Raw genomic sequence first — 15009 nt, forward strand, 5'->3', positions numbered from 1 at the left:
ATAATATGTTTATATGATACAATGAAAGATAGAAAATTATTTAAGTAGATTGGGGAGGAGTAAAATTTTGAAATCAACAATGTTAAAAGTAGGCTTATTAACGACGCTTTCCATTGGCTTAGTTGCTGGAAAAGCATCAGCAGCAACGGATTGGTCTACGAAATGTTTACCAATGGGCGAAATTAAACAAAATGTAAATCCATCTAATCAACAAATTAACTGTTTACTAACGAATGCAGCGCTAAATGCAAAAATTCCACCAGAAGTTGTAATTGGTGTTGCAGGGCAAGAATCTTCTTGGAGACAGTTCGAAAATGGTTCAGCTTCTACTGACGGTAAAGGTTATGGAATTATGCAAGTTACCGACGCAAGGTATGATCAAGATAAATTAAAAAGTGATATTATTTATAATATTCAAGCCGGTGTTGAAATTTTAAATGAAAAGTATGATTTACAAAATTCTTCTCAAAATCCAATTCCTAGAATTAAAGGGGCCGGACGGGAAATAATTGAAAATTGGTATTTTCCGGTTATGGCATATAACGGGTTGAAGCCTGTAAATAGTCCTATTAAACGTAGTGATGGATCAAGAAATTGGAATACTTATCAAGATAAAGTATTTTCTAAAATTCAAAAAGAAAGTTATTTAAATGATACAACTTTAGCGCAATATCCATTTGGATATAATGATTTTGAATATGATTCAAATAGTAGTGCGAATATAAAGTTTAACAAACTAGAGTACACTTTGAAAGATGAGCTTCATGAGTCAGTTTATTTACTTAAAAAAGGTGATATTGTTAAAGTTACCGAAGAAGGTGCAAATTTAAGAGAACAACCTTCTAAGAAAACAATTGGAACTTTACTACCATTAAACAAGACTTTTGTAATCGATGGGGATTTCAAATATACTGAAGGACAAATTAGCACTGATAGTGATATATGGTACGTGTGGTTCCCAGTAAAATCAACTGATGGAAAAACATCAGGCTATATTGCTTCTTCATATATTGCCAAAAAGAAAGATTTTGTAGCTCCAATCGTATCAGGGGTGAAAAATAATATTTCTTATAATAAAGACGTAAAGATTACATTTGATGAAGGTACTGCTTTATTAAATGGCGCAGGATTTAAAAATGGTCAAATCGTTAGTAAGCCAGGCAAATACACTTTAGTTGTGAAAGATGAAGAAAGTAACACAACGACAATCACCTTTACAATTGATAAAACAAAACCTACAACACCAACAATGAATACAGTTTCAGATCAATCAACTACTATTACCGGAACAGCAGAAGCAGGTTCTACAGTTAAACTATATATTAATAGCAAGCTTCAAAAAAGCACGAGAGCTGCTTCAAATAAAAGCTACAAATTTACAACTTCAAAGCAAAAAAGTGGAACGACAGTAAGTGTAACTGCTACTGATAAAGCTGGAAATGTAAGTGCAACAAAGTCTTTAAAAGTATTAGATAAAACACCACCAGCACTTCCAGTTGTTAATAAAGTTACTTCAAAATCAAAAACTGTAACAGGTAGTGCTGAGAAATATGCTTCAGTGAAGATTTATCGAGGAAGCACATTAATAGGTCAAAGCTCGGTTAATTCCAGTGGTAAATTTTCTGTATCAATAAAAGTACAGAAAGCAAACACATATTTAAAGGTTTATGTCATTGATAAATCGGGAAACAAAAGCGTTCGTACAATTAAAGTTGTAAAATAGTTAAAATACGATGCGATAAGTTTTTTTCTTATTGCATTGTATTTTTTTATTTTTCAAGTTCTTATTGGAAAGAGTAAGTTTATTTGTTTCGAACTTTACAATTGCTTCACGATAATTAAGTAGACGAGGATCTGTTTTACAAAATATTTTTAAGATGAATGCGATTTGTTTTTAATATGTGGATAACTTGTGAATAAAATTAATACTTATCGACAGGAAGAAGAGATCAACAATTTTCATTTTGGTAGAATTTTGTCGTATCTTTATATTTCTTAGCTACTTGAATTAATTTATAAACAAGCGGTTTGTGGATAACTATTATATGTTATCCACAAATTGTTAATAAACTTCTGAAATTGTGGGTAATTTTCGGAATTTAAAATGTTTTTTACGTTTACAAACATTTTAATGACCAATAATACTTTTTATTAAAGAAATTAAAAGGCCATTTCCCAATTGAGAAATGGCCTTTTGTTAAGCTATGCTTATTTTTAATATAGAGAATTTTGAACTTGTCTTATATTAGCTAACGAGCACCTTCACCAGTCAAGACAACTTTAATTGTTTTAAACATAATTTTAATGTCCAACATGATTGATCGATGTTCAATATAGTGTAAATCCAAGACTAACTTCTCTTTCGGTGTTAATTCATACCCGCCATTCACTTGTGCCCAACCAGTTAACCCTGGTTTGACTGTTAAGCGATTAGTGAAGCCTGGTACTTCATGATTAAATTTTACTAAAAAAAACGCTCTTTCTGGTCTAGGACCAACAAGACTCATATCTCCACGTAAGACATTGACGAACTGTGGTAATTCATCGATACGAGTTTTTCGAAGGAAGTGACCAAGTTTTGTAATGCGAGGATCATCCGTACTAGCCCATTGTGGTCCGTTTATCTCTGCATCCATACGCATTGTTCTTAACTTGTAAATATTAAAAATCTTCCCATTTAATCCAACTCGTTCTTGGATGAAAAGAGCAGGACCAGGAGAATCAATTTTAATTAATGCGATAAAGAACAAAACGAATGGTAAAGAAATGACAAACGCGAGCGACGCAAAGACTATATCCAATGTTCTTTTTATAAATGAATAAAAAATACTTTTCTTTTTTAATGACTCAAGTTGTTGAATTGAGTAGCGGCTTTCAACCTTTTGTTGAGTATTCTGTAAGGCCATTTAAACACCCCAGTTTATAATTTAGGCCCATCCTTGCAAGTGCATTGCAACATGTCCTAATGTATAACGTTTACGTTTTATAACATCATAACAATTATAAATGTTCGCAGAAAAAAATCAAATTATTTTTATGTTACAAGCTTATTACTCCACATAAAAAGTTCACAAGGGTACCTTACACTTATAGTGTGTGCAAGAATGATTTATTAATCGGCATTACAATAATTAGTAATTGATCAAACTTTTGTCCAGGTCGACTTTTTAGGTATTATTATTTTAGCATAAAGTAAGTGGGAAAATACGTCGCGTTAAAATAGCACTTTCCCAAAGAAATTAAAACCCCATATAGATTTAGCAGCGTTTTGTCTCTATATTTAACGTTATTGTAAGGAAATAAAAGCACTTGTTATATGGACAAAGAATCTTACTACATTCTAATAACAGTTAAATTTATTTAATTTGTGTGGGGGATTAATCTTTTTTATAACCTTGGTTTTGTAATTGGGTATGTAATAACAATATTTTGATGATTCTCCTTATAATTTATTATGAATAAATTTAGGTTTTTTATCCTTCATTAAATCCTTGTTTTTTTGTTTCTCCAAAAATCAACTCCCTCTTCGTAATTGATCAAGAATTTTTTACTTATGGCAAACTTCTTTTAGCATTTTTCATTGTTATATTGATTTTGAATTAAGTGAACGAAATTTATTAATTTATGTAGTTCCATTAAGGACTATATTTACTATTGAGGTGGAGTATTGCTTTTTAATCATACGATTGTAATAAAATGCTCTTATTTAATTTCCGCATTATTAAGCTTATTACCGCAGAAGAAATATGATTCTAATATTTTTTGAACATTTAGGATAATCTTCTTCTTAAAAAAGGTGTAATTTTTAATTTTTAAATGAAAAAACGAATTAAATTAGTGGGGATATAGCTGGATATGACCAAAGATGAAATGGATTTATCACTTAGTTTTCAATCTTGTTAAATTTAATTTAAATTGAGTAGAAATCTCTTGATGTGGAATCAGTAATTGATATAAGTTTTTTTATGCATAGTGGATATACAGTTTGATATTCATGTGAATATGAAAACTTTACTTATACGTGTGAAATGATTAGATCATATTGTAGTTGCTAAAGTTTAAAATTAAGTTATTAAGCATTATTTCTAATGTTACTGTATAAAATCTTGTCAGTAAATACTTACTTTTGAAGAATGTTAGTGTTTTTTAAGGAATGGAATGAATAATTGTAGTAATATATTGAAGTGAGTCGAAATTTTGTTTAATTTAGTCGAAAGGTTAGGTGTTAAATGCTAGCGAATTATTTCACTGTTTGTGGCTTTGGTAGTCATGAGATTGAGATTGAAAAATCGAAATTTATTTGTTACATAAATGAAGCGAAAACTGAAGTTGATGCGCAACGATTCATTTCAGAAATTAAAAAAAAGCATTTTGATGCATCTCATAATTGCTCAGCTTATTTAATCGGTGAAAATGATGAAATTCAAAAAGCCAATGATGATGGTGAACCGAGCGGTACGGCTGGAGTTCCAATGTTAGAAGTTTTGAAAAAGAGAGGATTAAAAGATACTGTTGTTGTTGTAACAAGGTATTTTGGCGGTAAAAAGCTTGGAGCAGGAGGCTTAATTCGTGCATATGGACAGGCAGTCAGTGAAGGGTTAAATGCTGTTGGAATTGTTGAGCGTTCATTAGTTAAAGTAATGAACGTAAAGATTAATTATAAATTGTTAGGCAAAGTAGAGTTCGCTTTACGGAACTCACGTTATCATTTAGAAAATGTTAACCATATGGAAGAAGTAAGCTTTGAACTTTGGATTAAGATTGATGAAGTTGAGATCTTCAAAAACTGGATGATTGAGTTAACAAATGGTAGTTGCCATATAAATGAAAGTATTGTTAAATACATGTAGTAGTCTAGCTTTATAAATAGTAAATATATGACTAATTTCAAATAGAACAATCATACTAACTTTAAAGGAGGTCTATTCGAACATATGAATCAGAATCATTCTCGAAAAATGGCCAAGAAAAGAAGAAAGAAAAAGAGAGGCCTAATTGCTAGGGTATTATTACTTATCATTATAGTAGCCTTAGTGTTTGTAGGATATAAAGGCGTTAGAACATATCTTGAATTAAATAAAGCAACAAAAGGAGAAGATATTTCTTCAAACTTAAGAAATGAAAAAGTTGCAATATCGAAAGATCCAATATCGATTCTCTTCTTAGGGATTGAGAACTATTCAACTGGTGGAAAGGGTGGACGAACTGACTCGATGATCCTTGCTACCTTTAACCCTAAAGAGGAGACAATAAAAACAATGAGTATTCCTCGAGATACATATGTAAGTATACCAGGACATGCAGAAAAAACTAAAATTAACCATGCATTTTCATATGGCGGTTTACAATTAACAGTTGATACAGTTGAGCAATTCTTAAATGTACCAATTGATTATTATGTTACAGTAGACTTTAATGGCTTTAAAAACATAGTTGATGCAGTTGGTGGAATAGATGTTGATGTACCTTTTGACTTCTGGGAAAATACAGATACTACACCAAGGAAAAAGGTTTACTTTACAAAAGGTATGATGCATTTAAATGGACAACAGGCGTTAGCATATTCTCGTATGCGTAAACGTGACCCTCGTGGTGACTTTGGACGTGAAGAAAGGCAGCAACAAGTAATTAAAGCGATCTTAAATGAAATTAAATCACCTGAAACAATCATGAAAATGGATCAATACGCGAAAGTGTTCAGTAAAAATATTAGTACGAACATGAAAATGAGCGGTGGTATTTCACTTGCGAAGCATTTACCTAATATCACTGAAAATGACTTGGAAACTATAAAATTAAAAGGTCATGATGATACGATTCACGGTATTTACTATTATGTTCCTGAAGAGGAAAGTGTAAAAGAAATTACTAGTAAATTCCGAGTTCACTTAGGTTTAGAAAAACCATCTACAACTAATACAACTAATACAATTAATTCAGATAGTAGTTCTGAAAATGAAAATAGTACCAATCAATAAATAGGCAGAAAGCTGATTCTTTTACAGGAATCAGCTTTTTTATTGGGTCAATCGTAATATTTTTGTAATGCTTGTTAACATTGTGTTAAGGATGTTATAGAAGGGTATGGATTTTTTAAAAATTATAATAAAATACCAATATATATTGGTAATATAAGGTTTGAATCGGAAAAATTAAAATTTTTGCTTATTTCAAATTTTTGTACAATTATAATCCTAATTACATTATAATATTAGATATACATAAATTTATTAGTCATTTAGTAATAGGCTAATGGGGGAAAAGGTGAATGACAGCTAGGAAAATGGACAATCAGACACTAGACGAAATCATGGATAATATGCTCTCATCTGTTATAGATAGTAAGTCCCATGTGTTTGGAATTGTTGAAGATACTCGCTCAGAATACGAGAAATTAAGAGTAGAGCTTAAAGAAGTAAAATTACAAGTAGTAGAGAAGATTGAAAATACGGTTAAATTAGATTTATTAGCCCGAGCGGCTCGCCAAAAATTAACTGAAGTTGATGGGGATTTTAATCGGTATACTGACTCTCAAGTAAAGTCAGTATATGAAACTGTCCAAACTATTCAGGAACAGCATTTTCTTTCATTAAAGGAAGAAAAAGTTCTAAATCATCGTAGAAAAGAATTAGAAAATAGACTTCAGACTTTGTTAGAGAAGCTAAAAAAAGCAGAATTATTAGTTGCACGTATTTCAATTGTTTTAAACTACCTTAATACAGACTTTAACCAAGTTAGTCATTTACTTGAAGATGTAAAACAAAAACAAGAGTTCGGATTTCAATTGATACAAGCTCAGGAAGAGGAGCGTATAAAGTTATCACGCGAAATTCATGATGGACCAGCCCAAACGTTAGCCAGTATATTAATGCAGTCAGACTTTTTAATAAAAACATATCGCCAAAGACCAGAAGAAGATGCAAGAAAAGAATTAGGTGATATAAAGGAACAAGTCCGTTGTGCATTAGGGGAAGTTAGAAGAATTATATACGATCTACGCCCAATAGCTTTAGATGATTTAGGTTTAGTTCCAGCCCTTAATAAATATTTAAAATCGCTTGAATCGTATAAGCATATTGACATGAAATTTGAATATTGCGGTCAAAGCAAAAAAAGACTTAATTCAAAAATAGAAGTTGCAATCTTTCGGATCATCCAAGAAGCAGTTCAAAACGCATGTAAGCATGCCGATCCATCAACAATTTTTGTGAGATTAGAGTTTTTAAGAAACAAAATTAATGTTTTCGTACAGGATGATGGAGTAGGTTTTCCTGTTGGAAAAGGCCAAAGTGAAAACTCTTTTGGATTAATAGGAATGAAAGAACGCGTTGAGTTATTAAATGGAGATTTTAAAATCGAATCAATACTAGACGCAGGTACGAAAATTAGGATCACTTTAGATGTAGATATAGAGAATGAATTAGAAATGTCATTTCAAAATGAAACGTCTGAAAATTTCTAAAAGTAAAATTTTGTTTCACGTTTTTCGGAGATTTGCGTCGTAACTATTCATGAAATATGTTAAAATATACTATAATTTAGAAAAAAATACCAATTTCTACAAATTTCGATAGATTAGCAAACTAGAACAAATAAACAGAGGAGTAATGAAATGAAAACTAGAATTGCAATTGTAGATGATCATAAATTGTTTCGTGAAGGAATTAAGAGAATCCTAGATTTTGAAGAGAGTTTTGATGTTGTTGCTGAAGGTTCTGACGGTACAGAAGTTGTAAATATCATGGATCAACATCAAGTAGATGTATTTATTGTTGATATAAACATGCCGACAATGAACGGAGTAATAGCTACAAAAGCATTGCTAGAAAAACATCCTGATGCAAAAGTAATCATTTTATCAATTCATGATGATGAATCGTATGTAACTCATGTCCTAAAAGTAGGTGCAAGAGGCTATTTATTAAAAGAAATGGACTCTGATACACTAATTGAAGCAATTAAAGTCGTTACAAAAGGTGGATGTTATTTACACCCGAAGATAACTCACAACCTAGTAGAAGAATTTAGAAGACTATCACTTAAAGAACAATTATTTAAATCTCGCGAAGTAGAAGTGCGCCGTCCATTACATTTACTTACTAGAAGAGAATGTGAAGTACTTCAAATGTTAGCAGATGGTAAAAGTAACCGTGCTATTGGTGAAGCTCTCTTTATTAGTGAAAAAACTGTCAAAAACCATGTAAGTAATATTCTACAAAAACTAGAAGTAAATGACCGTACCCATGCTGTAGTAACGGCAATTCGAAACGCTTGGGTAGAAGTGAAATAATTAGGTGCAAAAAGCAGAGTATCGGATGATCGGTACTCTGTTTTAGTTTGTAGACAAGAAACAATATATTTTATTTTTCGCTTTTAGTCTAAAACATAGAATCAATAAAATCGCCACTTTTTCTTTTCAATAAATAGGCTTTTAAGTATAATAAGTCTTTCTAAGTCTAACTGGGTTGTCGAATTGACTCAGAGTAAAGAGAATGAAATACAATGATTTTACTTAATTAGTTGTGTAAAATTAAAACATTAAATACATAGTTAAACGTTACTATATATATAAGAAAGGATATGACAATGAGAACTGCAATTGTTACAGATAGTACATCCTATATCCCAAAGGAAGTAAGAGATTCTTTAGATATACATATGTTGCCTCTTAATGTAATCTTCGGAGATGCGTCCTACCAAGAAGAAGTTGAAATTACAGCCGAACAGTTTTTCCTCAAGGTCCGTGAACAAAAGGAGCTTCCAAAAACTTCACAGCCTGCATACGGCACGATTATTGAAAAATTTGAACAGCTTTCAAAAGAATATGAGGCTGTTGTTGCGATCACTTTATCAAGTGGAATTAGTGGAACCTATCAAAGTATTGTATCAGCTGGTTCAATGATTGATAACTTAGAAGTAGTCGCTTACGATTCAGAAATTAGCTGCATGGTCCAAGGGTTTTATGTCATTGAAGCTGCGAAAATGGCAAAGAAAGGTGCTGGACCAACTGAAATCATTGAGCGTTTAGATGAAATAAAACAATCTGCAAATGCTTACTTTATGGTTTTTGATTTAGATCACTTACAACGTGGTGGAAGACTTTCGAGTGCACAAGCATTTGTAGGAAGTTTACTACAAGTAAAGCCAATTCTAACATTTGTAGACAAACAAATTGTCGCCTTTGAAAAAATTCGAACTGAAAAAAAGGCAATGAAACGAATTACAGATTTATTTGGCGAAGTTGCATCAAAAGGCGAAAAAATGAAAGCAGTTGTTATTCACTCCAATCGTGAAGGAGATGCAAAAAAGTTAGCCCAACAACTTAGTGAAACATATCCGAATGTTGAATTAGAAACTTCATATTTTGGCCCAGTAATTGGAACGCACCTTGGTGAAGGTGCTTTAGGATTAGGTTGGTACATTGTTTGAGTAGGAGCTCCTTTGATTAGGGGCTTTTTTGTTTTTTCCAGTGGGAATTTGATAACGTAATTAAATGTGAGCATCGCAAATAAAAACAAGTAATCGCTATTAAAAGTAGAAAATCACAAATAAAACCTTGTTATCACAAATAAAATCAGCAAAATCGCAATTAAAAAGAAAAACTCGATAAACTATTGTAGATTTTGTTCAATTTCAATTAAAGTTGTTAATTTTTTAGGAGTTTATATAGAATTTGATCAAAAATACTTCATTTTTAACTCGAATTGAATTATTTTTAGTCTACTTTATAAATGGACTGTAGAATTATTGAAAATGGATTTTTAATAATGTAGATATTAAAAGATCGTCACAATATATCTATATATTTGACAAGGAAATTTCACTGGATTTAACGTCGTTAGTGACTAATTGGATGTAATATTTGAAGATGGCCATATTTACGTGGGACTTTTTAAAACTCCCTAGTTTTATCCCTCAAAATATTTATTATAAGAAAGTAGGTTAAAAATGGACAAATTTTACGGTAGAAAACTCCAACTTCTCCCCACAATAAACCTTCAGGACATCCCCTCAACAAGTCTAATCATTCAAGCGGTTCAAAAAGTTAAAAATCGTTATCAATGCTTTCGTTGTGGTAATCAAAATCAACACTTTTTCGCCACTCATTTTTGTGCTAAATGTTCATCACAGTGTACGTATTGTCGAAAATGTATCACTATGGGAAAGATGTCGACATGTACTGAGCTAGTCATTAATGAAGTGGATATGAAATTCGATACCTCAATTTCTGGACTCGAATGGGATGGTAAACTCTCACCACAGCAAAAAGAAGCTTCTATTAAAGTAGTTGAAGCTGTGAACGAAAATCAGAATTTGTTACTTTGGGCAGTTTGTGGTGCAGGAAAAACAGAAATGTTGTTTGAAGGGATTGAAGCTGCACTGCAGCAAGGAAAATTAGTTTGCATTACAACTCCACGAGTAGATGTTGTTTTAGAGCTATCGATTCGATTCAGACAAGCCTTCCCTACTATTTCAATTGCAGTACTTTATGGAGGTAGTGAAGAGAAATGGGATGGAAATAGGATAACGATTTGTACAGTACATCAGTTAATGAAATTTAGACATACCTTCCACTTATTAATTATTGATGAGGTTGATGCTTTTCCTTATAATATTGAAACACGTTTGCACTGGGTTGCAAATGAATCAAGAACGATTAAAGGTTCTACAGTACAAATGACAGCTACCCCAACTAGTGAACAACAACTACTTGCGCTAAAAAATAGAATCAAAAACGTAATGGTCCCCGCAAGATACCATAGGCAACCTCTACCAGTACCAAGCTTTAAATGGATTGGTAACTGGCGTAAAACAATCCGCAAAACACAAAAACTTCCAAATCCTTTAGAAAAATGGATAAAATTATATATTCAAAAAGGCTGCCTTATCTTTTTGTTTGTCCCTACAATTAATGAATGTGTTTTCATAGAAGAGGCTGTTAAAAAGATAACAGTTAAATCGGCATCAGTTCATAGTCAAGATCCACAAAGACATGAAAAAGTAAGTGCTTTTCGAAACGGTGATACTCAAGTTTTAATTACAACGACAATTTTAGAGAGAGGCGTTACGATTTCGAATAGCCAAATTGCAGTACTAGGTGCTGATGAAGAGATTTTTACAGAAAGTGCACTAGTTCAAATTGCTGGGCGTGCTGGTAGGCATATTAATTATGCAAATGGAGAGGTTATCTTTTTTCACAATGGAATTAGTGAAGAAATGCTCAAAGCTAAAAAGCAAATACTTCTAATGAATCATTTAGGTATCGAGAAAGGCTGGTTGGATAATAAGTGATTTGTGTTTATTGCGGTGTTCGATTTATTGAGAAGTTCTCCTTGCATAAATTGTTTTTTCTAAGCAATGAATCAGCTTGTTCACAATGTGTAGCGAAATTTAAAAAAATAATAGGTCCTGTTTGTGAAATTTGTTGTGGTTACATTATGGAGAATCAAAAGCATTGTAAAAATTGCGTAGAGTATATGAGTTTAAAGTTAGATGTGCCGTTAATTATTAATAAGTCGATATTTCATTACACAAATGAAGTAAAAGAGTGGCTCAATCATTTTAAATTTTGTGGTGATGTGCAGTTAGCATCTATATTTGCAAATGATTTGAGGGAATACTATGAAAATTCTTTCAAAAATTATAAAATAATTCCAATACCTTTAAGTGATGCGAGGCTAAAGGAAAGAGGCTTTAATCAAGTTGAAGTGCTCGCACAATATGCAGGTTTAAACTTAACAAATTGTTTAGAAAGAATTCATACCGAAAAACAAAGTAAATTAAACCGTCATGAAAGACTTAGCCGAGAACAAGTTTTTTCTTTTTGTGGTGAGGAAAAAATCGATAGCGAACCGATTGTATTACTTGACGATGTGTATACAACTGGTAAAACGATACAAGATGCCGCAACGATATTGTTACAAAATGGTGCTTCTGAAGTACATTCCCTCACATTAATTCGGGCATAAAGCTTGGAGGCTTGTTAATTTTACTACGAGTTTTACCGATATAAATAGTGGTCATTGGACAGAATAAAACAAAAATACAGATAAAGGATCGTAATTTAATAATAAAGCAGAGGTAAAAACGATTAGCGATGAGGTGAGAAAAATGAAGGGCAATACATCTGATGAGGACAAAGTTCATTTACATCAATACAACGTAGAAAAAATTGAACAAAATAAACGAGAACAAGAAGGAAAAATAGAATTCTCCCCTCAAGCGAAGGATAATCAAATCGCTAATCAGATAATCGAAAAACGTGATGAACGTATACAGCAATTAAAAAAACAAATAGATGAGGGAACATACAAAGTTCAACCAATGAACGTGGCTGAAAAAATGCTTAGTTATTTTAATAAGAAATAAAGACTAACAATCGAACCGGGTTGTTACAAAAATTGTTAATTAAATAAGAAGAAAAAGGAAAGAACTTAGCAAAAATGTTAAGTTCTTTCTGTGTTTAGGCAAGGAAAAAAATAGGATTTTCATCCGAAGCATAATCATCTGTTATGATTTTTAAAGTGGTCATTCATTTTATAGTATTTTAATTTGATTTAGAGGAAAGTTAATATTAATTATTTTGACAAAAACTTTATAAAATAATGGAAAGATTTTCTTAATATATCACACAATTTTTTCTAATAATGTGATAAACTCAAATGGTTTAGTTTTTTACTTTTTATGTAGAGGTGTACATATGTTATCGATTTTAAAACGATACTTAATTGGTAAACCACTTAAGTCAACAGAGTTAAGTGAACAAAAGTTATCGAATACGAAGGCCTTGGCAATTCTATCGTCAGATGCGCTTTCTTCAGTAGCATACGGTCCGGAGCAGATTCTGATCGTTTTAACTACGGTTGGGGCGGTAGCGTATTGGTATTCGGTTCCGATTGGTATAGGCGTACTGATTTTATTATTAGCATTAATTTTATCTTATCGCCAAATTATTTTTAGTTATCCTCACGGTGGTGGCGCTTATGTCGTATCTAAGCAAAACCTCGGTGTTATTCCAGGTTTAGTTGCCGGTGGATCCTTGCTAGTTGACTATATCTTGACTGTAGCGGTTAGTGTGTCTGCAGGAACGGACGCGATTACGTCCGCCTTTCCAGTCTTGCACGCTCATACAGTATTTATTGCTGTTATTTTGGTTATATGTATTACAATTTTAAACTTACGCGGACTAACTGAATCTGCTTCGATTTTGGCATATCCGGTTTATTTATTCGTTGTAGCACTTGTTATCATCATTATCGTAGGTTTATATAATGTCTTTACAGGCCATGCACCACAAACAGCACATTCAGCGATTGGTACTGCTGTTCCAGGGATTTCGCTCTTTATTCTTTTAAAAGCATTTTCATCTGGTTGCTCAGCCTTAACCGGTGTAGAAGCAATTTCAAATGCTATTCCGAACTTTAAAGAACCTTCAGATAAAAATGCGGCAAAAACACTATTGTTGATGGGTTCGATTTTAGCAGTACTATTTTCTGGAGTTATGTTTTTAGCTTACTGGTATGGAATTGTACCAAATGCAGAAGAAACAGTTATGTCCCAATTAGGTTCTGATATTTTCGGACGAAATATAATCTATTTCTTTATACAAGGGACAACGGCGCTAATCCTTGTATTAGCAGCTAATACAGGATTTTCTGCATTCCCATTACTAGCTTATAACTTAGCAAGTGATAAATTTATGCCAAGAATGTATTTACTTCGAGGAGATCGTCTAGGCTATTCAAATGGTATTATTACACTTGGTATAGCTTCAATTTTATTAATTATTGCTTTCCAAGGTAAAACAGAAGCATTAATTCCATTATATGCTGTTGGTGTATTTGTACCATTTACACTTTCTCAAACAGGTATGGTAATTAAATGGATTAGAGAAAAACCTGCTGGCTGGTTACCGAAATTAACTGCCAACTTCGTTGGAGCATTTATTTCAGCAACAGTTTCGATTATTTTCTTAACGACTAAGTTAAATCAAGTTTGGTCAATATTTGTTTTCTTACCTTTGATTGTTATTCTATTCTTAAGAATACGTAAGCATTATGAAGCAGTAGGTGACCAATTAAGATTAAATAATGATATTCCAGAAAAAATTAGTGGAAATATCATGGTAGTTCCTGTCGCTGGGATTACAAAAGTAGTTGAACGTACAATGCAATATGCTCAAGGGATTGCTGATGAAGTCTATGCTGTTTACATTTCTTTTGATAAAGAAAGTGAAGAGCAAATGAGAGAAAAATGGGAAGCATGGAATCCTAACGTAAAATTAATTGTTGTTCACTCTGAGTACCGAGAGATCACAAGACCTCTTTTAAAAGTAATAGATGAAATGGAAGCAAAAGCTCATGAACAAGGTTTTGAAATTACAGTTTTAATACCACAGTTTATTACGAGAAAAAATTGGCATAATGTTTTACATAATCAATCAAGCTTATTACTTCGAGCGTATTTACTTCATAAACGAAGCGTTATTGTAACTACTGTACCTTTTAGATTTAAGGTGTAGAGAGCAAAGGTTTGTAGGAAAAATGTTATAAAATTTCTTTTTTAAAAAATAGGAAAAAATAATGGGACAAGTCGAAAGGTAAGCGAATATGATAGGTAAGGAAAATAATTAGAATTTTTCGTTATTTGTCGAATTCGTGAAAAAAAAGGCGATAAGCTACTTTTGACTTGTCCTAGTTTTATGATGTATAGTTGAAATGTGGAGAAGATTCACAAGTTTTCGACTGAAGGGAATGGATTTGAATGCAAGGTAAAGTAAAATGGTTTAATGCAGAAAAAGGTTTTGGATTTATCGAGCGTGAAGATGGAGACGATGTATTCGTACATTTCTCAGCTATCAACGCAGAAGGTTACAAATCTTTAGAAGAAGGCCAAGCAGTTAGCTTCGAAATCGTTGAAGGTAACCGTGGACCTCAAGCTGCTAATGTTACTAAAATTTAATTTTTTCCGTTAATAAGTAAGTATTTGCTTATATAGATTCGGACCACG

At 32.2% G+C, this 15009-nt stretch carries 12 protein-coding genes; 11 read left to right on the forward strand and 1 reads right to left on the reverse strand.

Annotation, left to right across the window (positions count from 1 at the left end):
• Positions 1-67: 67 nt before the first annotated feature.
• Positions 68-1723: an Ig-like domain-containing protein gene (locus tag V5E38_RS22555; RefSeq protein WP_499211513.1), complete on the forward strand. Its 1656-nt coding sequence runs from the start codon at positions 68-70 to the stop codon at positions 1721-1723.
• A gap of 526 nt (positions 1724-2249) precedes the next feature.
• On the opposite strand, the gene V5E38_RS22560 is transcribed toward V5E38_RS22555, so the two are convergent.
• On the reverse strand, positions 2250-2906 hold the full coding sequence (locus V5E38_RS22560) for a sugar transferase (RefSeq protein ID WP_499211514.1): 657 nt from the start codon (positions 2904-2906) through the stop codon (positions 2250-2252).
• A gap of 1323 nt (positions 2907-4229) precedes the next feature.
• Between V5E38_RS22560 and V5E38_RS22565 the strand changes: the two genes are divergently transcribed.
• The 10 genes from V5E38_RS22565 to cspD all read left to right on the forward strand — a co-directional run bounded on the left by V5E38_RS22565 (position 4230) and on the right by cspD (position 14961).
• Positions 4230-4850 carry an IMPACT family protein gene (locus V5E38_RS22565; RefSeq protein ID WP_499211515.1) on the forward strand — a complete coding sequence of 207 codons (621 nt, stop codon included), beginning with the start codon at positions 4230-4232 and terminating at the stop codon, positions 4848-4850.
• An 84-nt stretch (positions 4851-4934) separates the two neighbouring features.
• Positions 4935-5978, forward strand: coding sequence for an LCP family protein (locus V5E38_RS22570; protein WP_499211516.1), 1044 nt, complete (start codon positions 4935-4937; stop codon positions 5976-5978).
• A gap of 290 nt (positions 5979-6268) precedes the next feature.
• Entirely contained in the window at positions 6269-7462 is a 1194-nt protein-coding gene (locus V5E38_RS22575; protein WP_499211517.1) for a sensor histidine kinase, read from the forward strand.
• Positions 7463-7612: 150 nt separating this feature from the next.
• A complete protein-coding gene (locus V5E38_RS22580) occupies positions 7613-8290 on the forward strand; it encodes a response regulator (protein ID WP_097975019.1) in 678 nt (225 codons plus the stop codon).
• A gap of 296 nt (positions 8291-8586) precedes the next feature.
• On the forward strand, positions 8587-9429 hold the full coding sequence (locus tag V5E38_RS22585) for a DegV family protein (protein WP_499211518.1): 843 nt from the start codon (positions 8587-8589) through the stop codon (positions 9427-9429).
• Positions 9430-9948: 519 nt separating this feature from the next.
• On the forward strand, positions 9949-11292 hold the full coding sequence (locus V5E38_RS22590; protein ID WP_499211519.1) for an ATP-dependent helicase ComFA: 1344 nt from the start codon (positions 9949-9951) through the stop codon (positions 11290-11292).
• A 146-nt stretch (positions 11293-11438) separates the two neighbouring features.
• The gene (locus V5E38_RS22595; RefSeq protein WP_499211520.1) at positions 11439-11969 is read left to right on the forward strand and encodes a ComF family protein; all 531 of its coding nucleotides are present in this window, start codon (positions 11439-11441) and stop codon (positions 11967-11969) included.
• Positions 11970-12111: 142 nt separating this feature from the next.
• Positions 12112-12369, forward strand: a complete 258-nt coding sequence (locus V5E38_RS22600) for a flagellar biosynthesis anti-sigma factor FlgM (RefSeq protein WP_499211521.1) — start codon at positions 12112-12114, stop codon at positions 12367-12369.
• A 331-nt stretch (positions 12370-12700) separates the two neighbouring features.
• Positions 12701-14521 (forward strand): potassium transporter KimA, encoded by a 1821-nt coding sequence (locus V5E38_RS22605; protein ID WP_097975028.1) that lies wholly within the window; start codon positions 12701-12703, stop codon positions 14519-14521.
• 242 nt (positions 14522-14763) lie between these two features.
• A complete protein-coding gene (gene cspD / locus V5E38_RS22610) occupies positions 14764-14961 on the forward strand; it encodes a cold-shock protein CspD (protein ID WP_056469532.1) in 198 nt (65 codons plus the stop codon).
• Positions 14962-15009 lie beyond the last annotated feature (48 nt).

This window comes from Rossellomorea sp. GAMAL-10_SWC, assembly GCF_049568075.1.
Classification (GTDB): domain Bacteria; phylum Bacillota; class Bacilli; order Bacillales; family Bacillaceae_G; genus Gottfriedia.